The 18083-nt window shown below is 58.5% G+C and carries 22 protein-coding genes and 3 tRNA genes; 10 read left to right on the forward strand and 15 right to left on the reverse strand.

The features are described 5' to 3' along the window. Window positions 1-17: 17 nt before the first annotated feature. The 3 genes from AB4O11_RS26985 to AB4O11_RS26995 form a co-directional block, all read right to left on the reverse strand. Window positions 18-102, reverse strand: a tRNA-Leu gene (locus AB4O11_RS26985). A gap of 56 nt (window positions 103-158) precedes the next feature. After that, window positions 159-234, reverse strand: a tRNA-His gene (locus tag AB4O11_RS26990). A 32-nt stretch (window positions 235-266) separates the two neighbouring features. Then, a tRNA-Arg gene (locus AB4O11_RS26995) sits at window positions 267-343 on the reverse strand. Window positions 344-618: 275 nt separating this feature from the next. On the opposite strand from AB4O11_RS26995, the gene folD reads away from it, so the two are divergent. Both folD and pbpG read left to right on the forward strand, forming a co-directional pair. After that, window positions 619-1473, forward strand: coding sequence for a bifunctional methylenetetrahydrofolate dehydrogenase/methenyltetrahydrofolate cyclohydrolase FolD (gene folD, locus AB4O11_RS27000; RefSeq protein WP_038362797.1), 855 nt, complete (start codon window positions 619-621; stop codon window positions 1471-1473). A gap of 230 nt (window positions 1474-1703) precedes the next feature. Then, window positions 1704-2642: a D-alanyl-D-alanine endopeptidase gene (gene pbpG / locus AB4O11_RS27005; RefSeq protein ID WP_093434043.1), complete on the forward strand. Its 939-nt coding sequence runs from the start codon at window positions 1704-1706 to the stop codon at window positions 2640-2642. A gap of 62 nt (window positions 2643-2704) precedes the next feature. On the opposite strand, the gene AB4O11_RS27010 is transcribed toward pbpG, so the two are convergent. The 3 genes from AB4O11_RS27010 to AB4O11_RS27020 form a co-directional block, all read right to left on the reverse strand. Next, window positions 2705-2911 carry a hypothetical protein gene (locus AB4O11_RS27010; protein ID WP_093434040.1) on the reverse strand — a complete coding sequence of 69 codons (207 nt, stop codon included), beginning with the start codon at window positions 2909-2911 and terminating at the stop codon, window positions 2705-2707. 12 nt (window positions 2912-2923) lie between these two features. After that, window positions 2924-3130, reverse strand: a complete 207-nt coding sequence (locus AB4O11_RS27015) for a DUF6021 family protein (RefSeq protein ID WP_093434037.1) — start codon at window positions 3128-3130, stop codon at window positions 2924-2926. 89 nt (window positions 3131-3219) lie between these two features. Continuing rightward, window positions 3220-3891, reverse strand: a complete 672-nt coding sequence (locus AB4O11_RS27020) for a peptidase C39 family protein (protein ID WP_093434034.1) — start codon at window positions 3889-3891, stop codon at window positions 3220-3222. A 233-nt stretch (window positions 3892-4124) separates the two neighbouring features. Between AB4O11_RS27020 and AB4O11_RS27025 the strand changes: the two genes are divergently transcribed. Next, on the forward strand, window positions 4125-4295 hold the full coding sequence (locus AB4O11_RS27025) for a hypothetical protein (protein WP_186625636.1): 171 nt from the start codon (window positions 4125-4127) through the stop codon (window positions 4293-4295). Window positions 4296-4566: 271 nt separating this feature from the next. Here the strand turns inward: AB4O11_RS27025 and AB4O11_RS27030 are convergent, their stop codons facing one another. Both AB4O11_RS27030 and AB4O11_RS27035 read right to left on the reverse strand, forming a co-directional pair. Next, a complete protein-coding gene (locus AB4O11_RS27030) occupies window positions 4567-5316 on the reverse strand; it encodes a TerC family protein (protein WP_016986876.1) in 750 nt (249 codons plus the stop codon). 29 nt (window positions 5317-5345) lie between these two features. Beyond that, on the reverse strand, window positions 5346-5588 hold the full coding sequence (locus AB4O11_RS27035) for a hypothetical protein (RefSeq protein ID WP_007965379.1): 243 nt from the start codon (window positions 5586-5588) through the stop codon (window positions 5346-5348). 133 nt (window positions 5589-5721) lie between these two features. Between AB4O11_RS27035 and nhaR the strand changes: the two genes are divergently transcribed. Further along, a complete protein-coding gene (gene nhaR / locus AB4O11_RS27040; RefSeq protein WP_460129389.1) occupies window positions 5722-6621 on the forward strand; it encodes a transcriptional activator NhaR in 900 nt (299 codons plus the stop codon). Here nhaR and AB4O11_RS27045 read toward each other — a convergent pair. After that, entirely contained in the window at window positions 6616-7779 is a 1164-nt protein-coding gene (locus AB4O11_RS27045; protein ID WP_460091498.1) for an MFS transporter, read from the reverse strand. The two genes, nhaR and AB4O11_RS27045, sit on opposite strands and share 6 nt — an antisense overlap. A 336-nt stretch (window positions 7780-8115) precedes the next feature. Here AB4O11_RS27045 and sstT point away from each other — a divergent pair, with 336 nt between their 5' ends. Then, complete coding sequence (gene sstT / locus AB4O11_RS27050) at window positions 8116-9348, forward strand: serine/threonine transporter SstT (protein WP_460091499.1); 1233 nt, start codon at window positions 8116-8118, stop codon at window positions 9346-9348. A 254-nt stretch (window positions 9349-9602) separates the two neighbouring features. On the opposite strand, the gene AB4O11_RS27055 is transcribed toward sstT, so the two are convergent. Beyond that, entirely contained in the window at window positions 9603-10112 is a 510-nt protein-coding gene (locus AB4O11_RS27055; protein WP_034154670.1) for a DUF1993 domain-containing protein, read from the reverse strand. Window positions 10113-10236: 124 nt separating this feature from the next. Here AB4O11_RS27055 and AB4O11_RS27060 point away from each other — a divergent pair, with 124 nt between their 5' ends. Beyond that, entirely contained in the window at window positions 10237-10884 is a 648-nt protein-coding gene (locus tag AB4O11_RS27060; RefSeq protein ID WP_093434017.1) for a YceH family protein, read from the forward strand. 135 nt (window positions 10885-11019) lie between these two features. Here AB4O11_RS27060 and AB4O11_RS27065 read toward each other — a convergent pair whose 3' ends face one another. Then, window positions 11020-11538, reverse strand: coding sequence for a cupin domain-containing protein (locus AB4O11_RS27065; RefSeq protein WP_186625642.1), 519 nt, complete (start codon window positions 11536-11538; stop codon window positions 11020-11022). Window positions 11539-11756: 218 nt separating this feature from the next. Beyond that, the gene (locus AB4O11_RS27070; RefSeq protein ID WP_460091501.1) at window positions 11757-12575 is read right to left on the reverse strand and encodes a shikimate 5-dehydrogenase; all 819 of its coding nucleotides are present in this window, start codon (window positions 12573-12575) and stop codon (window positions 11757-11759) included. Between the two features lie 256 nt (window positions 12576-12831). Between AB4O11_RS27070 and AB4O11_RS27075 the strand changes: the two genes are divergently transcribed. The 3 genes from AB4O11_RS27075 to AB4O11_RS27085 all read left to right on the forward strand — a co-directional run bounded on the left by AB4O11_RS27075 (window position 12832) and on the right by AB4O11_RS27085 (window position 13888). Next, entirely contained in the window at window positions 12832-13182 is a 351-nt protein-coding gene (locus AB4O11_RS27075; protein WP_093434008.1) for a hypothetical protein, read from the forward strand. 230 nt (window positions 13183-13412) lie between these two features. Beyond that, window positions 13413-13607, forward strand: coding sequence for a hypothetical protein (locus tag AB4O11_RS27080; protein ID WP_016984641.1), 195 nt, complete (start codon window positions 13413-13415; stop codon window positions 13605-13607). A 98-nt stretch (window positions 13608-13705) separates the two neighbouring features. Next, window positions 13706-13888: a hypothetical protein gene (locus AB4O11_RS27085; RefSeq protein WP_093434005.1), complete on the forward strand. Its 183-nt coding sequence runs from the start codon at window positions 13706-13708 to the stop codon at window positions 13886-13888. Here AB4O11_RS27085 and AB4O11_RS27090 read toward each other — a convergent pair. Then, window positions 13885-14946 (reverse strand): AI-2E family transporter, encoded by a 1062-nt coding sequence (locus tag AB4O11_RS27090; RefSeq protein WP_093434002.1) that lies wholly within the window; start codon window positions 14944-14946, stop codon window positions 13885-13887. The genes AB4O11_RS27085 and AB4O11_RS27090 overlap by 4 nt on opposite strands. Before the next feature lie 155 nt (window positions 14947-15101). On the opposite strand from AB4O11_RS27090, the gene trhP reads away from it, so the two are divergent. After that, the gene (gene trhP / locus AB4O11_RS27095; RefSeq protein ID WP_093433999.1) at window positions 15102-16433 is read left to right on the forward strand and encodes a prephenate-dependent tRNA uridine(34) hydroxylase TrhP; all 1332 of its coding nucleotides are present in this window, start codon (window positions 15102-15104) and stop codon (window positions 16431-16433) included. Between the two features lie 334 nt (window positions 16434-16767). On the opposite strand, the gene AB4O11_RS27100 is transcribed toward trhP, so the two are convergent. Both AB4O11_RS27100 and AB4O11_RS27105 read right to left on the reverse strand, forming a co-directional pair. After that, window positions 16768-17001 carry a hypothetical protein gene (locus AB4O11_RS27100; protein ID WP_099756701.1) on the reverse strand — a complete coding sequence of 78 codons (234 nt, stop codon included), beginning with the start codon at window positions 16999-17001 and terminating at the stop codon, window positions 16768-16770. Between the two features lie 92 nt (window positions 17002-17093). Beyond that, a complete protein-coding gene (locus AB4O11_RS27105; RefSeq protein WP_093433993.1) occupies window positions 17094-17807 on the reverse strand; it encodes a FadR/GntR family transcriptional regulator in 714 nt (237 codons plus the stop codon). Between the last annotated feature and the right edge of the window lie 276 nt (window positions 17808-18083).

The raw sequence follows: 18083 nt of genomic DNA on the forward strand, positions 1-18083 counted from the left end.
ATGAATGAAGCTTTAATTGGTGCGGATGAAGAGACTCGAACTCTTACGCCTCGCGGCGCTGGAACCTAAATCCAGTGTGTCTACCAATTCCACCACATCCGCGATGAAGCTTTTAAAGCAAAGGCGCCAGACTGTTACATCTGGCGCCTTTCGAAATATGGGGTGGACGATGGGGATCGAACCCACGACAACGGGAGTCACAATCCCGTGCTCTACCAACTGAGCTACGCCCACCATATCGCGTTACTTGTGCCAAAGCTGCCTAATGGCGCACCCGGCAGGACTCGAACCTGCGACCATCCGCTTAGAAGGCGGATGCTCTATCCAGCTGAGCTACGGGCGCCTTATTAATCTGTACTCTTAAAGGACTACAAACTAAGTGCTTTCCAGTGTCGCAGAACCTTGATTCCGCTTCACCTTCTTAACCAGTGCTAGGCTGTGCCCGACAAGTGCGACGAATAGTATAGAGCGCTCCGAAGGTCGTCAAATCCTTTTTGAAAAAAATTCATTTAATTAAAGGAGTTAGAGGAATTTGCTGACCAAGCGCCTTTGCCCTCACCGCTCGACATGCGAGAATGCGTTCTCATTTTTTCCCCTCTCGATGGTTAATCACGCGCAATGACTGCACAACTAATCGACGGCAAATCGATCGCCGCCAGCCTGCGCCAGCAGATCGCCCAACGAGTTGCCGAGCGTCGCCAGCAAGGCCTGCGCACTCCCGGCCTCGCGGTGATCCTGGTCGGCAGCGATCCTGCCTCTCAGGTTTATGTCTCGCACAAGCGTAAAGACTGTGAAGAGGTTGGCTTCCTCTCTCAAGCCTACGACCTGCCCTCCGACACCACGCAAGACGCGTTGACCGATCTGATCGATCGCCTCAACGACGACCCTGCAATCGACGGCATCCTGCTTCAGCTGCCGCTGCCCGAGCACCTGGATGCCTCCAAATTGCTGGAGCGCATTCGCCCGGACAAAGACGTCGACGGCTTCCATCCTTATAACGTCGGCCGCCTGGCCCAGCGCATTCCGCTGCTACGTCCCTGCACACCTAAAGGCATCATGACGCTGCTGGAAAGCACTGGCGCCGACCTTTATGGCATGGACGCAGTGGTCGTCGGCGCCTCCAACATCGTCGGTCGCCCGATGGCGATGGAGTTGTTGTTGGCCGGCTGCACCGTGACCGTGACTCACCGTTTCACCAAGGATCTGGCCGGCCACGTTGGTCGTGCTGATCTGGTGGTGGTGGCCGCCGGCAAGCCGGGCCTGGTCAAAGGCGAGTGGATCAAGGAAGGCGCGATCGTGATCGACGTCGGCATCAACCGTCAGGACGACGGCAAACTGGTCGGCGACGTCGTCTACGAAACCGCCCTGCCCCGCGCTGGCTGGATCACTCCAGTGCCGGGTGGCGTAGGTCCGATGACCCGCGCCTGCCTGCTGGAAAACACCCTTTATGCGGCAGAAACCCTGCACGCCTGATCGGTACTTTCAGCAATAAGAAAAACCCGCCTTGTGCGGGTTTTTTCATGCCTGAGAAAAAACTGTAACCGTTCGCCGGAAACCCCTCTTTTTACAGGCCTTTTCACGAGTTTTTCAGGTCATTCAAACAACCATCGACAGATCTTCAGCCATACTCCTAGAATGCGACGCTTTGAAGAAATAACCCGTTACAAACTAACGGAATATCCAACCTTTATGAGTTCGCCCGCGTGAAAATTCGTCTTTCGATTCTGAGCCTGTTTTTTGCTTTTACAGGCACATTCATCACGCCAACGATCAACGCTGCGGAAACCACCGCTGCCCCACGTGACGCTTCGAGCCTGAAGATCGCCTCCGGCAGCGCACTGCTCATGGATATGCAGACCAACAAAGTCATCTACTCCAGCAACCCTGACGTGATCGTGCCGATCGCCTCTGTCAGCAAGCTCATGACTGGATTGGTAGTGGTTGAAGCCCGGCAGAACATGGACGAATGGATCAATGTCGATATCAGCAACACACCGGAAATGAGGGGTGTGTTCTCCCGAGTCAAACTCAAGAGTGAGCTGCCGCGTCGCGAGATGCTGCTGATCGCCTTGATGTCTTCGGAGAACCGCGCGGCCGCCAGCCTCGCTCACCACTATCCGGGAGGTTATGCGGCCTTTATCGCGGCCATGAACGCGAAAGCCAAGGCACTGGGCATGACCAGTACGCACTTTGTCGAACCGACAGGCCTGTCGGAACGTAACGTTTCCACCGCCCGCGACCTGAGCAAGCTGCTGGTGGCCGCGCATAAGTACCCGCTCCTCAGCGAACTCACCACCACCAAGGAAAAGACCGTGTCTTTCCGCAAACCCAACTACACCCTGGGTTTCCGCAATACCGATCACCTGGTGAACAAGGCCGACTGGGACATCAAGATCACCAAGACCGGCTTCACCAACCCTGCCGGTCATTGCCTGGTTCTGGTAACGAAAATGGCTAACCGCCCGGTCGCGCTGGTGATTCTCGATGCCTTCGGCAAATACACCCACTTTGCCGATGCCAGCCGTATTCGCAGCTGGGTGGAAACCGGCAAGAGCGCCAACGTTCCTGCGGTGGCGCAACAATACAAGGCCGAGAAAAACCTTAAGTCACGCCAGAGCGGTGTGGTTGAAGCGTCCAAGTAACCCGCGCCCGCAAGAAAAAGCCCCGAATCCTCGGGGCTTTTTTTCGCCTGCATTCCTGCATTTCAGTCATTGGGCAGCGGCATCTTGTCGTCATCAGGAATGCCATCGCCTGCACTTGGATCCCGCGAAGGTTCCGGCGTCATGACATTAGGCCGGGCCATCGGATCGCGCAGCGGGCTGTCCGGATTCAGCACCGGATCAATCTCCGGCTCCGGCGTCGTGGGCACGCTGTCCGGTTTTTGCTCATCGAAGCTTGAGTCAGTACTCATACGCACCTCACATCAAGGTTTCAGATTGGCTAACGGGTCATAAGGTTTGGCCGGCGTCTTGTCGTCTTCACCGGGTTTCACGTCTTTCGGCGCCTTGGCCGGGCCAACCGGATCGACTTGCGGATCATCAAGGTCCGGCGAATCGGGGTCGAAACCCAGATCATGACCCGACGAATGCTCGGTCGAATGCGGCCCTTTCGGGGATGGGGAATCTGCCATGTTCGCCTCCTGAGTCACCCGCAGAAAACGGGTTCTATTCGTAGGAGGCTTGCCGGGCGCAGTCGTGCCCGGCAAATGACGAACGGAACTCAGTGGGCTGCCAGCGCCTTGCGCGCCTGCGCCGCTTCGTTTTCCTGACCGGCCTGGGCCAGTTCATCGGCCGCTTTGAGCCAGCGCTGACGGTCAACGGCTGCCGGGATCTGCGACGGTTTCTGGATCAGCACGGCCCAGCCACCGGATTTCTCCAGTGCCGACTCAAAGGAGCTGAAACTCATCAGTTCGCGACGGTTCATGCCGGCACGCAGCAAGACCTTCTGTTTGTTGCGGTCGTAGCCGGACAGGATCGCGTAACGCGGCTCGGCCCAGAATGCCGCCCCCTCGCTGAAGCGCACCATCACCGGATAGCCTGCCGCCACCTGGGTCAACAGTGCGGGCAGGTTGCTGTCCAGCGGGTAAACCACCATGCCGTACTCGCGGGCGAGGTTTTGCAGGTTCTGCTGCAATTTGTCTTCGGCACCCGGCAAGTGCAGAGGTTTCTCGAGCAAGCCCGGGGTGATCACGATGCCCTGCTGCGACAACAGGCTGGCCAACACTTGCGGCCCACTCTGATTGGCTTCGCCGCGATAGAACGTGCCACTGAGTTCGACCCGCTCCGGCAGACGCTTGACCTCAGGCGCCACAGTACCTGCACATCCGGCCAACACGGCCGCACAACCCGCCACCAGTAGCGCCGCACGAATTCGAGAAAATACCTGCACCATCATCACTCTCTGTTCAGACGCCGGTCATCGTGTTCCGGCAACGCCTGCGATCATAGGGCCGCGCCCGGCTGCGGTATAGCCTTAAGCGGCAGACCCATCGATTGCATAGAGCAAAGTGATTGGTCGCAATCGACCTTTGGTCAATAGTCTGCAACACCCCATTGTCTAGACTGTCACTGAAACAGAGCGAATTGAAAAGTGTGGGCCCGATGCAGGGCGAAGAGGAGGCACTGATGAGCCTGACCATGACCATCGTAATGTTGATTGCCGGCTGGCTGGCCGTGGCCGCTGCCATGTTGTGGGGGGTGCTGCGGGTTTCGCGGCGCCATCATCACCATCCGGTTCAGCCTGCTGCGGTTGAGAAAGCCGAGGAACACCGAGTGCGTCACGCGACTGCGCACTGAGGGTTGAACGGCAAAGGCAAAAGCCCCTCATCGGAACGCCGCCCGCCTAGCCCTCTCCCAGAGGGAGAGGGGACTGACCGAGTCGCTATTCAGAAGTACATCGACCTGAGATATCGAGCCGAACTCAGGTTTAAAAACCACGCAGATCGGCTCCCCTCTCCCTCGGGAGAGGGCTGGGGTGAGGGGCTGACTCTATCCCACACTGAAAATCTCGAATCGAAAAAAAGCCGCCTGACCTCAAAGAGTTCAGGCGGCTTTTCACTTTCAGCGGTTACACCTGCTCAGCCAGCTTCTTCTGCTTCGCCCGACGCGACATCATGTTCAGCACTTCAATCGAAGCCGAGAACGCCATGGCCGCATACACATAACCTTTCGGTACATGGGCGCCGAAGCCTTCGGCGATCAGGGTCATGCCGATCATGATCAGGAAGCCCAGAGCCAGCATCACCACCGTCGGGTTGTCGTTGATGAACTTGGCCAGCGGTTCAGCAGCAAACAGCATCACCAGCACCGACACCACCACCGCGATGATCATGATCGGCAAGTGTTCGGTCATGCCGACCGCAGTAATGATGCTGTCGATCGAGAACACCATGTCGAGCATCAGGATCTGGCCGATAGCCGCGGCGAAACCCAAAGTGACTGTCGAGGTCGCCGACTTCGGATCTTCCGGCGCCGGGTCCATGCTGTGATGGATCTCGGTCGTAGCCTTCCAGACCAGGAACAGACCACCGGCGATCAGGATCATGTCCTTCCAGGAGAACGCCTGGCCCAGGATCTCGATCACAGGTGCGGTCAGCTGCACGATGAAGGCGATGGTGCTCAACAGTGCCAGACGCAGGATCAACGCCATGCCGATACCGATACGGCGTGCTTTCTGCTGGTACTGCTTGGGCAATTTGTTGGTCAGGATCGAGATAAAGATCAGGTTATCGATGCCGAGCACGATTTCCATCACCACCAGTGTGGCCAAAGCAACCCAAGCGGTGGGGCTGGCGGCGAGCTGTAACAGATATTCCATGGGTCAGTCCTGACTCTGTGTAAGACGAATTAGATGGTCTTGGAGGAAGATTCGGATTTTTCCGCATCTTTTTCCGGAGTTTCTTTCTTCTCGATCAACCCGCCGGTGGCATCACTGAGTGCCTGCTCAGCGGCTTTATGGGTGTCGTCAATCGCTTGCTTGGCGCTTTCGGCCGCTTTGCCCATCAGTTGCTGGGCGCTTTTCTCGGCCTGATCGCAACCGGCCATAAGCAGTAAAGACGTAAACATCAATGCCGGGATCGTGTATTTCATAAGGTTTCCTTCGAATGAACAGACAGGCTCACAGACCGGCCGTCGATGGGTGGGCATTCTAGGGAGACAAACACTTCAGGAAAATTCGTATTTTTAGCGGCTATACTTCGGTTTTCACGAACTGTAGAACGTCATGCTCAATTACCGCCAACTGCATTACTTCTGGGTTGTGGCCAAGACCGGCAGCATCGTGCGCGCCTGCGAGCAACTGAACCTGACGCCACAGACCATCAGCGGGCAGATATCACTGCTCGAACAGACGTATGGCATCGAGTTATTCAGACGCGTCGGCCGGCAACTCGAATTGACCGAAGCCGGGCGACAAGCCCTGCCCTACGCCGAGCAGATGTTCCAGCTCGGCGGCGAGCTGGAACTAATGCTGCGTGCCCAGCCCCACGAACAGCAGATCCTGTTCCGCGTCGGCGTGGCTGACGTGGTGCCTAAATCCATTGTCTATCGCCTGATCGCGCCAACCATGGAGCTGAACGAGCCTCTGCGCATTACCTGTCGCGAAGACAAACTCGAACGTTTGCTCGCCGATCTGGCGATCCAGCGCCTGGATCTGGTGATTTCCGACAGCCCGATGCCCTCGCACCTCGACATCAAGGGCTACAGCCAGAAGCTCGGTGAGTGCGGAATCAGTTTCTTCGCCACCCCGGAACTGGCAGCCAGATACGGTCAGGATTTCCCGCGCAGCCTGCACGGTGCGCCACTGTTGATTCCCGGACCGGAAACCGTGGTGCGCAACCGCTTGCAGCGCTGGTTTGCCGAGCAGCAGATCCAGCCGCAAATCGTCGGTGAGTTTGATGACAGTGCGTTGATGCAGGCTTTCGGCCAATCCGGCAGCGGGATTTTTATCGGTCCGAGCGTGATTGCCGATGAAGTGAAGCGCCAGTGCGGCGTCGAGCTGATTGGCCAGACCGACGCAGTGACCGAGTCGTTCTATGCCATTTCGGTAGAGCGCAAGGTCAAGCACCCCGGCATCGTTGCGATTACCGAAGGTGCCCGACGCGAGCTGTTTACCGCGTTATGAGGCCTCGGCGCACATCTCGCGCGGCTTGAGCGTCATCAGCACCATGGCGAGGAACACCGACAGCAAAATGAACCCGGCGGCGGCAAACCCGAGGAAGCCCAGACCCGCGCTGTCGATCACCCGGCCACCGACGATGGCACCCAGGCCGATCCCCAGATTGGCCCCGGCGATATTCAACGAAGCAGCAAACGCTGGCGCTTCCGGCGCGGCTTTCATCAGGCGCACATGGCTGACCAGGAACAACGCAGCCTGAGTCACGCCCCAGATCCCCATCGCCACCGCCAGCCCCAGCGGCGAATGAATGTTCGGTACCAGCGAGACCATGCCGGCAATCATGAACGCACAGAACAACACCGACGCGCCCAGCGGATGGCGATCCACCGCACGACCGCCCAGGGAGTTGCCGATCAGCCCGACCGCACCGAAAGCCATCAGGCACCAACCGACCACGGTGCCGTTGAACCCGGCGAGGCGCTCAAGAATGTCGGCCAGATACGTGTAAGCGGTAAACATGCCGCTGAACACCAGGATCGACAGGAAGATGTGGCCGATCATCAACGGGCTGCGCAGAATCTTGAACTGCGAGCGGAAGCTGACCTGATGTTGGTGCAGGCTGGTTTTCGGCAGATAAACAAACAGCAACAAGGCTTTGGCAAAAGCGATCACCGCCAAAATGCCAAAGGCACTGCGCCAGCCGAACGCATCGGAAATCAGCGTGCCAACCGGGATGCCGAACACCGTGGCGCAGACAATGCCGAAACCGATCTTGGCGATCGCGCGACCGGCGAAATCCGGGCCGACGATGTCCACTGCGGTCTCACTGGCCAACGCCCAGAACACCGGCAGCCCGAGCGCCGGGATCAACCGGGCAATCGCCATCACCCAGATGTTCGGCGCCAGCGCCGCCACGGTATTGGCCAGACCAAACATGATCAGGATGCTGATAAATAGCTTGCGCCGCTCAAAGCGGGCGAAATACGCGGTCAGGAAAGGCCCGAACATCGCCACGGTAAAAGCGAATAAAGTCACCAGCAACCCGGCCTGCGGGATGGTGACTTCGAGGTCTCGGGCAATCGCCGGCAACAGGCCGACGATGACGAATTCCGTGGTCAGCACCGTGAACCCGGCGGCGGACAACAGAAGAATGGGCAACAGCATGCGCAACTCCAGCAAAACGACGACACCAGCGTTGACCCGAAGGCCCGCTGGCGAAATTTGAAAATAAGGATGCGCAATCTTAACAGAGTGTGTCCGGGCTGACTTGCACAAACCTGCCGACTTTGTTGCCTGATCCGGTGGCAGATCGTCACATGCCTGAAGGATAAGGCCTACGCTGTGATAAAGTCCGCGCCCTGAAAAACGTACAACCTGCTCAACGACCGGTTTATTGGCGTTGATGTCGCGTCAACACTTTCGGTTCGTGGCGGTGGTCTGCCCCTGCTTTGCCATCGCTTTACGCAACCTTGCACCCTATAAAAAATCAGAGATGCCGCTATGACCGCTTCATCCCCTTCTCTACTGCAACGCCTGAAAAACCTCAGCCTGGTCACGCAGATCGTCATCGGCCTGATCGCCGGTATCGCCCTGGCGATGTTCGCCCCGGAAGCGGCGAAAGGCACGGCGTTCATCGGCAAAGTGTTTGTATCGGCGTTAAAGGCCGTCGCACCGATTCTGGTGTTCGTGCTGGTGATGGCCTCGATTGCCAACCACAAGCACGGCCAGGAAACTCATATCCGCCCAATTCTGTTCCTCTATCTGCTGGGCACTTTTGCGGCGGCGGTCGTGGCCGTGGTCGCGAGCATGGCGTTCCCGTCGCACCTTGTGCTGTCGACCGACAACGTTTCGGTGACGGCGCCGGGCGGTATCGGCGAAGTGCTGCAAAGCCTGCTGTTGAGCGTGGTCGACAACCCGGTCAGCGCACTGATGAACGCCAACTTCATCGGTATTCTGGCGTGGGCGATCGGCATGGGCATCGCAATTCGCCATGCCGGCGACACCACCCGTGAAGTGCTGGGTGATCTGTCCAATGGCGTGACGGTGATCGTGCGCGTGGTGATTCGCTTCGCCCCGCTGGGCATTTTCGGTCTGGTGGCTTCGACGCTGGCCACCTCCGGTTTCGGCGCATTGATCGGTTATGCGCACCTGCTGGCCGTGCTGCTCGGCTGCATGCTGTTCGTGGCGCTGGTGATGAACCCGCTGATCGTGTTCTGGAAACTGCGTCGCAACCCGTATCCGCTGACTCTCAAATGCCTGCGTGAAAGTGGCATCACCGCATTCTTCACCCGCAGCTCGGCGGCAAACATTCCGGTCAATCTGGAATTGAGCAAGCGTCTGGGTCTGCATGAAGACACCTATTCGGTGTCGATTCCGCTGGGCGCGACCATTAACATGGCCGGTGCAGCGATCACCATTACGGTGCTGAGCCTGGCGGCCGTGCACACATTGGGTATTGCCGTGGATATTCCAACGGCGATTCTGCTCAGCGTTGTCGCCGCCATTTGCGCGTGTGGCGCGTCGGGTGTGGCGGGTGGATCGCTGTTGCTGATTCCGTTGGCGTGCAGCCTGTTCGGGATTCCGAGCGAGATTGCCATGCAGGTGGTGGCGGTCGGTTTCATTATTGGCGTGTTGCAGGATTCGGCAGAGACGGCGCTGAACTCGTCGACTGATGTGCTGTTTACCGCTGCGGCGTGCCTGGGTGAGGAAGCAAAAGCCCAACGTACGGCGTAACAGACGCTGTAATGAAAAGCCCGCCACGGTGTGAACCTTGGCGGGCTTTTTTGTGGCTGAGATCTTTTCCCCCTCACCCCAACCCTCTCCCCCAAGGGGGCGAGGGGGAAGGGAGCCGATCGTTGTTGCCTTCAAGACTTGAGTTCGACTTGATATTTCACGTCGGTGTATTTCGAACAAACAACTCGGTCAGTTCCCTCTCCCTCCGGGAGAGGGCTAGGCGGGCGGCGTTCCGATGAGGGGCTTCTGGCGGTTTAGAACGCGCCCATGTAATCGCGCTTGCCCACTTCAACCCCGTTATGACGCAGCAGCGCATAAGTGGTAGTGACGTGGAAGAAGAACTGCGGCAGACCGTAAGTCAGCAGGTAAGCCTGACCGCTGAAGCGCTTCTCTTTCGGCGTACCCGGACGAGTAACGATTTCGATGCCTTCCTTGCCATCGATCTGCTCCGGCTTGATCTCGCCGATGTAGGCCAGAACCTTGGCGATCAGGGCTTGCAGCTCGGCGAAGGTGGTTTCGGTATCGTCGTACTTAGGCACTTCGACTTCAGCCAGACGCGAGGAAACGCCTTTGGCGAAGTCCACGGCGATCTGCACCTGGCGGGTCAGCGGGAACATGTCCGGGTACAGGCGCGCCTGCAGGAAGGCGTTCGGGTCGATGTTTTTCTCGGTGGCGTGGGCTTCAGCCTTTTTCAGGACATCGCTCAGCGCGTTGAGCATTTGTTGAAAAACCGGGACGGATGCGGCGTACAGGGAAATGGTCATGGCAGTCTCGTGTGGTGGCTGGGTGGAACAGGAGGCGATTATAGCCATGCTTGATGACCACACGGCTTGCCTTTTGTTTGGCAAGGATTAGGCTAGGCGCCTTCGACTGCAGAGGGAACGCGCGATGACCACAGAGACAGAATCCAGCTTCGACGAACCACGGCTCAATGCCACGGAAATCCGCATCCTTGGTTCGCTGATCGAGAAACAGGCGACCAGCCCGGAAACCTACCCGCTGACCCTTAATGCGCTGGTCACGGCGTGTAATCAGAAAACCAGCCGCGAACCGGTGATGAACCTGACTCAGGGTCAGGTCGGCCAGAGTTTGCGGGCGCTGGAAGGTCGCGGTTTCGCCAAACTGGTGATGGGCAGCCGCGCCGACCGCTGGGAGCACAAAGTCGACAAGGCGCTGGAACTGGTGCCAGCGCAGGTGATTCTTAGCGGACTGATGTTTCTGCGCGGCCCGCAAACCGTCAATGAGCTGCTGACCCGCAGCGGGCGCATGCATGATTTCGAAGACGCCGAACAAGTTGTGCATCAGCTTGAGCGCTTGATTGCGCGGGGGCTGGCGGTGTTGATTCCGCGTCAGGCCGGGCAGCGCGAAGACCGTTATACCCATGCGCTGGGTGATCCGGCGGATAGCGAGGCAATTATGGCAGCGCGGCAGAGTCCGCAGGATCGCGGTGCAAGCAGTGGCGTTTCGGTTGAGCGTATCGAAGAGCTAGAAGCGCGAATCGCCGCGCTGGAAGAACGCCTGGCCCGCCTCGAATAACCACCACCATTTTATTGTGGGAGCGAGCATGCTCGCGAAGAGGTAGTGTCAGCTACATCATTTTTGAATGACACACCGCATTCGCGAGCAAGCTCGCTCCCACAGGGGTTATTCTTCAGGCTTCAGGTCTTGGGGTTATTCACCGTCCCAGTAATCCACGCCATCCGCCTGCCGTGCCACCGCGACAAAGCCTGAGGCATTGCCCTCGGCATCCAACTTGAAGTTATCCATCACCACGTACTTGTTCGAATCCGGGTATTCGCAAATATCGGGCTGCTGCTGGGTGCTCACCGCCAGATAGCGCAATTCGCCCGAGCTGGTATTGATGATCTGATGCGCCTTCTCCGGCCCACCCGGCGGGCAAGCGATCACGTCGCCTTCGCGGATCGGGAAACGCTCGGCGCCCAGACGCACCTCACCCTCCCCGGCCACCACGTAAAACATCTCTTCGTTGACCCGATGGCTGTGAAACGGGCTGCCACGCATGCCCGGTGGCAAGGCATACAGGCGATAACCGAGTTTTTGCGACCCCAATTGCTGGCCAATCCGCGCCATGCGCTGTTGATAGCGCCCGGCGGTTTCGCCTTCCGGGGCCAGGGCTTCGGGCAGGGGTTCGAGTTCGACCTGATGCAGGTTGAGGATAGGCGGATGCATAGGAGCCTCGGTCACGGTTTTTATGGTGGGCAAGTCTGGGCTTGCTGAGGAGGCAGTATAGGCATTGATGGCCGGCGTGAAACCGCGTCGCCTCCTTCGCGAGCAAGCTCGCTCCCACAGGGGATCTACAGCGAACACACAACTTGTGTATGACAAAAATTCAACTGTGGGAGCGAGCCTGCTCGCGAAGAGGCCCGCCCAGCCACCACAATACTCAATCAGCTCCGGGCGAACGCCACCGCCGCCGCAAACTGCTCTTCAGTCGGCCGCACGCCGGTGTACAGCACAAACTGCTCCAGCGCCTGAATCGCAATCACCTCAAGTCCGGTGATCACCCGCTTGCCCTCTGCTCGACCGCGCACAATCAGCGGCGTCTCCGACGGGATCGCGACCACATCAAACACCGTATCTGCAGCCTTGATCGCCTCCGGTTCAAACGCCAACTGCCCCGCCTCCGGCCCGCCGTCCATGCCCACTGGCGTCACATTGATCAGCATCTGCGGGCGTTCATCGCCCAGTTCAGCCTGCCAGCGATAGCCCAGCGAATCCGCCAATGCACGCCCGGCGCGTTCGTTGCGGGCGACGATCAAGCCGTTTTTGTAACCACCGTCACGCAGGGCGCTGGCCACCGCTTTGGCCATGCCGCCACTGCCTCGCAAAGCAAAGGTCGATTCCTTGGGCACCGCGTGGGTTTCCAGTAACTGCGCCACAGCGATGTAATCAGTGTTGTAAGCCTTGAGATGGCCGTGGGTGTTGACGATGGTGTTAATCGACTGGATCGCTGCCGCCGACGCATCCAGTTCATCGACCAGCGCAATGCACGCTTCCTTGAACGGCATCGACACGCCGCAACCACGGATACTCAAGGCGCGAATGCCGCCGACTGCGCCGGTCAGGTCCTGGCTGCTGAAAGCCTTGTAATAGAAGTTCAGGCCCAACTGCTCATACAAATGGTTATGAAAACGCAGACCGAAGTTCCCAGGGCGCCCGGACAGGGACATGCACAGTTGGGTGTCTTTGTTCGGGTTCATCTGCATGAAACTTCTCCTTCAAACGCACTTTCGGATAAACGGGATTAGCCAGCCCATCGGCTTCTGAACGATCATAGAGGCCTGTTTTAAACGTCTTCCGCGGCCATCACACCGCCCGGTAAATAAACCGGTACAGACCTTACACAAAATTTACCCAGTGGCTGTGCTGATTTTCCAAAATTCGCTGTCTTAGAAGTATCCCCGCGACAACTGTGGGCCTGGTGCAGGCCCCGATGCCGGGTCGAAGAACCGAGGAATTATCATGATTCGTAAACTCCCTATCGTCGCCCTGCTGATCGGTGCTTTTGCTGTCACAGGGCAAGCAGAAGCCCACGGCGGTGGCTGGCAGGGTCCGGCGGTGTTTGGCGCAATCGTCGGCTCGGCCATCATCGGTTCGGCGCTTATCAACCAGGATCGTCCGGTTTATGTGCAACAGGCGCCGGTGTACGCCCCGCCACCGGTCTATGTGCAGCAGCCACCGCCACCGGTCTACTACCAGCCCGCGCCGGTGTATGTTCAACAACCGGTCTACGTGCAACCGGCCCCGGTGTATTACGGCCCGCCGCGCGGCTACTACGGTCGTCCGCACTACTACGGCGGCCCACGCTGGTAACCGAAACACAAAGCCCTGCTTTTATAGCGGGGCTTTTTTATGACCGTTGGTCGGCCAGCGTCTGAAAAAATCTCGCCAAGGTCGCTGTGAGGACAGTTTCACCGGCTAAAGTCGGCATGATTGATTGACCGTTATGTACTTTTCCATAAAACGGTCATTTATTTGTCATGACGGAGCCGCAATCTGAATCCGTCCGTAAACAACAGGTTGATAACAACAAGGACGACTGTATGCCAACACAAAACCCGCACCGCATCGTCGGCCTGTGCACCTCCAGCAAGGTGTACAGCGCGCTGACCGAGCTCAAGCACCTGGAAGGCCATCGTTGCGCCAAGTTCCTTTCGCTGCTGGCGGAAAACCTCGTGCACAAAGGTTTGCTCAACGAGCGTGAAGTCATGCACATGCTTGATCAAGTGGTCGACTGAAGCCTCAACGGCATCAATGACCACTATCGAAAGCGTTGATTGTCCGTAGAACCGGCGAATCTTTAAGGTAGCTCCATTGATAGATGGAGGTACTCGTCATGGCTCAGGTTCAAATCATGTCCGTTATCGGCAGCGCCGTCCCCGCTTCGCTCAGGGCCACGGGCCTGCTTGCCTGCTGGTATCTGATGCGCGACGGCGAAGCGATCAGTGGCCCGCTGACTTCCTTGCCCGCTGCGCAGGCACTGTCGCAGAAGCTTGTCAGCGAGCCGTTTCACGCTTAAGGCAGTTGCACTTTGGGCTTGGTCTCGGCGAACAGCGCCCAGCTCGACATGAACAATGCCGCGATCAGCGGCCCGATCACAAAGCCGTTGAGACCGAAGACTGCGAGGCCGCCAAGGGTCGAGATCAGAATCATGTAATCGGGCATTTTAGTGTCCTTGCCCACCAGAATCGGCCGCAGCACGTTGTCCACCAAACCGATCACGAATACCCCGAACAAGCCCAGCACCACGCCTTGCCAGATCATCCCGCTGAGCAGGAAATACACCGCCACCGGCGCCCAGACAATCCCCGCGCCGACCGCTGGCAGCAACGACAAAAACCCCATCAACACCGCCCACAGCAGCGCGCTGGGGATGTCGAGAAACCAGAAAATCGCCCCGCCCAATGCGCCCTGCGTCACCGCGACCACCAGATTGCCCTTCACCGTCGCCCGTACCACACGGTTGAACTTCAACTGCAAGCGCCGCTTGTGGCCTTCCTCCAGTGGCACAGCGGTGCGCACCTTGCGCGCCAGCTCGGCGCCGTCACGCAGAAAGAAAAACAGCAGATACAGCATGATGAAAAAACTCACCACGAATTCGAATGTGCCCTGGCCAAAACTGAACGCCTGACTGGCCAGCACCTGGCTGCCCTGCATCGCCGATTTGACGATTTTCTCGCGCAAGCCGTTGAGCTCGCCCATGCCAAACCGGTCGAGCAAGTGCTGAAAGTACGGCGGCAGGCTGTGCTTGAATTGCGCCAGATACGCAGCGATGTCCAGCTCGCCGCTTTCGATGTTCTTGTAGACCGCTGCGCCTTCCTGCACCAACAGCACACTGAGGATGATCACCGGCAGAATCGCGATCACCAGGCAGACCGACAAGGTACACAGGGACGTCAGGTTGCGCTGCCAGCCGAATTTCGCCTGCAGCCGGCGTTGCATCGGCGCAAACACAATGCCGAGAATCACCGCCCAGAACACCGCACCGTAGAACGGCAAGAGGATCCAGATAAACGCCACCGTGACCAGCAACAGCAGCACGGTGAGGGATTTGAATTGAAGGCTTTTTTCGTTCATGTCCGATCCATGTCAGTCAGGCGTCATGCACGCCCCGATGCTTAGTCAACCGCGACCTGCACGAGTGCCATCTTTATTCATGGAGCATAGATCCAGATCAACAAACCCTCGCCGCATCTGACTTACCCTGCCGCGCTTTTGCGACCGACACCGCCATGACCCCTACCCTCGCCGCCCCCGAACTGCTCGCCCCCGCTGGCACCCTGAAAAACATGCGTTACGCCTTCGCTTACGGCGCCGATGCGGTCTACGCCGGCCAGCCGCGTTACAGCCTGCGGGTGCGCAACAACGAGTTCGATCACGCCAATCTGGCACTGGGTATTCGTGAAGCGCAGGCGCAAGGCAAACGCTTTTACGTGGTGGTCAACATCGCGCCGCACAACGCCAAGTTGAAGACCTTCCTCAAGGATCTGGCACCAGTCATCGACATGGCCCCCGACGCGCTGATCATGTCCGACCCGGGACTGATCATGCTCGTGCGGCGACATTTCCCGCAGATGCCGATTCACCTGTCGGTGCAGGCCAACACGGTGAACTGGGCGAGCGTCGAGTTCTGGCAGCAGATGGGTTTGAGCCGGATCATCCTGTCGCGAGAATTGTCGCTGGAGGAAATCGGCGAGATCCGTGAGCAGGTGCCGGGCATGGAACTGGAAGTGTTCGTCCACGGCGCGCTGTGCATGGCCTATTCCGGGCGCTGTCTGTTGTCGGGTTACATGAATAAGCGCGATGCCAATCAGGGCACCTGCACCAATGCTTGTCGCTGGAAATACTCAGCGCAAGAAGCCACCGAAAACCAGCTCGGCGAGATCGTCCAGACCTTCCAGCCAGAGCCAACGCTGGGGCTGGGCACGCCCACCGATCAGGTGTTCCTGCTGCAGGAAGCCAATCGCCCCGATGAATTGATGCCAGCATTCGAGGACGAACACGGCACCTACATCATGAACGCCAAGGACCTGCGCGCGGTGCAGCATGTCGAGCGCCTGACGCGCATGGGCGTGCATTCCCTGAAAATCGAAGGCCGGACCAAATCGCACTTCTATTGCGCGCGCACCACCCAGGTGTATCGCCGCGCGATTGATGATGCGGTGGCCGGGCGTGAATTTGACCGTAGCCTGATGACCGATCTGGAATCACTCGCACAGCGTGGCTACACCGAAGGATTTCTGCGTCGGCATGTACATGACGAGTACCAGAATTATCAGCACGGCAGCTCGGTGTCGGAGCGTCAGCAGTTCGTTGGCGAGTTGACCGGCGAACGGCGTGGGCGGTTGGCAGAGGTCAAGGTGAAGAACCGCTTTGCCTTGGGTGATCATCTGGAGTTGATGACGCCGAAGGGCAATTTCCATTTTGATCTGCATGAGTTGCAGAACGCTAAAGAAGAAGCGATCGAGGTGGCACCGGGGGATGGGCACACGGTGTATCTGCCGATTCCGGATGCGGTGGATTTGCGGTTTGGGTTGTTGATGCGGGATCTGCGTGATGCCTGAGAAGGCCCTCACCCTAGCCCTCTCCCAGAGGGAGAGGGGACCGATTGGAGGAAATTGGAGAAATCCGCCGACCTGAAATTACGCCGGTGAATCCACAATCGACTCTTCTGATCAAGAAAACTGGACTTGGCCGAGTCCATAATCGACTCGGTTGTTCAGGTCGATATATAACGCAAGACATCTCGGTCGGCCCCCTCTCCCTCCGGGAAAGGGCTGGGGTGAGGGACGCTTACGAAAACAGACTCTGCCCGCAACATCGCCAGGCTCGCTCCCACATTGGGACGCGCTTCCCTGCTCGCGAAGGGGACGGTAAATCCAGCACAACAACCAGGATTCAGCGCCGATCATCGGAAAGAGGCGTCGGCTCATCCGCCGGCGGCACATCCTCATCTTCCGCCGCCGGGTCCTTCCAGTCTTCGGGCCGATCGGCATCGCTCAGCGGGTCGCGCCCCGGTGGCATCCCCATTGGAGAATCATGATCAGCCAGTGTCGGTTCATCGGTACCGGGCAGCGGCCGGGTTGGATCGGTGGGCAGCACGCCACCCTGAAACAGCAAATCGTTAGCCATGACGCACCTCACTCAGGAGGTCCGGAATACCCGGGCCGTACAACTTGGAATCAGCCCTGTGCACGGCGTGCTACCGAACAGACCAACGGCCATCAGCCCCGCGCGGAAAACCGGTCGCGGCTGTTGGTCAGATGCAGCCACATGGCCGCGCGCGCGGCGTCCGCATCCTGACGCTTGATCGCATTCAGAATCGCCTCATGTTCCAGATGGGCCAGTTGCCCGAGCTTGCTCAGATCCGCCGCGCCACGTTCAGCAGCATTGAGGCGATGACGCGGAATCATCGCGCTGCCCAGATGCTGCATGATCTCGCTGAAGCAAACATTGCCGGTGGCCTCGGCGATCAGCAGATGAAAACGCCGATCCGCTTCGACGCAACTGTCGTTGTTGTCGAGCAGCCGCTGATAGTCATCCAGCGCCTGACGCATCTGCAGCACTTGCGCCTCCGTGCGCCGCTGCGCCGCCAGCGCCGCCGCTTGGGTTTCCAGGCCCAGACGCAGTTCGAGAATGCTGCGCACACCGAGCGCCGTGTCGACATTCAGGCGTAAGCCCTGCTCCGCAACACGCTCGATGACAAAGGTGCCGATGCCGTGGCGCGTCTCCACCAGCCCGGAAGCCTGCAACTTGGAAATCGCCTCGCGCACCACCGTGCGGCTGACACCGTGTTCCTGAACGATGGAATTCTCTGACGGCAGCTTGTCGCCGGGCGATAGCTGACCGAGCAGGATGCTTTGCGTGAGCTTCTCCACCAGGTCATGGGCGAGGTTGTGCGCACGTTTACGGGCGGGAGCGTCGAGGTCTTCTTGCATGATCGGTTCCGGTGATCGGGGGCTTGTGGATCGTAGCATCCTGCGGGGATGACGAAATTGAGTCTAGCGGCTCAACTTGTATGACAACACTCAAATAAACGGAAATACCTTCAAACACTCCTGACAAACAGAAGCGTGTCCCCCTGGGGGTGACGCGATGCTCTACGCCTTAAAAAACCCAGCAAACATTGATCATTAACGCAAAAAAGCATAAAAAACCGGCATCCCAGAGAAAAATAATCGGCCAACCCTACTTGTCGGACAAAATTTCTCAGT

It is taken from the genome of Pseudomonas sp. H1_D05, assembly GCF_054682705.1.

What these genes read in the sequence shown, in the direction of transcription:
- folD (WP_038362797.1), top strand. Translation starts at nt 619, where the DNA reads ATGACTGCACAACTAATCGACGGCAAATCGATCGCCGCCAGCCTGCGC.
- AB4O11_RS27010 (WP_093434040.1), bottom strand. Translation starts at nt 2,911, where the DNA reads ATGAGTACTGACTCAAGCTTCGATGAGCAAAAACCGGACAGCGTGCCC.
- AB4O11_RS27015 (WP_093434037.1), bottom strand. Translation starts at nt 3,130, where the DNA reads ATGGCAGATTCCCCATCCCCGAAAGGGCCGCATTCGACCGAGCATTCG.
- AB4O11_RS27020 (WP_093434034.1), bottom strand. Translation starts at nt 3,891, where the DNA reads ATGGTGCAGGTATTTTCTCGAATTCGTGCGGCGCTACTGGTGGCGGGT.
- AB4O11_RS27025 (WP_186625636.1), top strand. Translation starts at nt 4,125, where the DNA reads ATGAGCCTGACCATGACCATCGTAATGTTGATTGCCGGCTGGCTGGCC.
- AB4O11_RS27030 (WP_016986876.1), bottom strand. Translation starts at nt 5,316, where the DNA reads ATGGAATATCTGTTACAGCTCGCCGCCAGCCCCACCGCTTGGGTTGCT.
- AB4O11_RS27035 (WP_007965379.1), bottom strand. Translation starts at nt 5,588, where the DNA reads ATGAAATACACGATCCCGGCATTGATGTTTACGTCTTTACTGCTTATG.
- nhaR (WP_460129389.1), top strand. Translation starts at nt 5,722, where the DNA reads ATGCTCAATTACCGCCAACTGCATTACTTCTGGGTTGTGGCCAAGACC.
- AB4O11_RS27045 (WP_460091498.1), bottom strand. Translation starts at nt 7,779, where the DNA reads ATGCTGTTGCCCATTCTTCTGTTGTCCGCCGCCGGGTTCACGGTGCTG.
- sstT (WP_460091499.1), top strand. Translation starts at nt 8,116, where the DNA reads ATGACCGCTTCATCCCCTTCTCTACTGCAACGCCTGAAAAACCTCAGC.
- AB4O11_RS27055 (WP_034154670.1), bottom strand. Translation starts at nt 10,112, where the DNA reads ATGACCATTTCCCTGTACGCCGCATCCGTCCCGGTTTTTCAACAAATG.
- AB4O11_RS27060 (WP_093434017.1), top strand. Translation starts at nt 10,237, where the DNA reads ATGACCACAGAGACAGAATCCAGCTTCGACGAACCACGGCTCAATGCC.
- AB4O11_RS27065 (WP_186625642.1), bottom strand. Translation starts at nt 11,538, where the DNA reads ATGCATCCGCCTATCCTCAACCTGCATCAGGTCGAACTCGAACCCCTG.
- AB4O11_RS27070 (WP_460091501.1), bottom strand. Translation starts at nt 12,575, where the DNA reads ATGCAGATGAACCCGAACAAAGACACCCAACTGTGCATGTCCCTGTCC.
- AB4O11_RS27075 (WP_093434008.1), top strand. Translation starts at nt 12,832, where the DNA reads ATGATTCGTAAACTCCCTATCGTCGCCCTGCTGATCGGTGCTTTTGCT.
- AB4O11_RS27080 (WP_016984641.1), top strand. Translation starts at nt 13,413, where the DNA reads ATGCCAACACAAAACCCGCACCGCATCGTCGGCCTGTGCACCTCCAGC.
- AB4O11_RS27085 (WP_093434005.1), top strand. Translation starts at nt 13,706, where the DNA reads ATGGCTCAGGTTCAAATCATGTCCGTTATCGGCAGCGCCGTCCCCGCT.
- AB4O11_RS27090 (WP_093434002.1), bottom strand. Translation starts at nt 14,946, where the DNA reads ATGAACGAAAAAAGCCTTCAATTCAAATCCCTCACCGTGCTGCTGTTG.
- trhP (WP_093433999.1), top strand. Translation starts at nt 15,102, where the DNA reads ATGACCCCTACCCTCGCCGCCCCCGAACTGCTCGCCCCCGCTGGCACC.
- AB4O11_RS27100 (WP_099756701.1), bottom strand. Translation starts at nt 17,001, where the DNA reads ATGGCTAACGATTTGCTGTTTCAGGGTGGCGTGCTGCCCACCGATCCA.
- AB4O11_RS27105 (WP_093433993.1), bottom strand. Translation starts at nt 17,807, where the DNA reads ATGCAAGAAGACCTCGACGCTCCCGCCCGTAAACGTGCGCACAACCTC.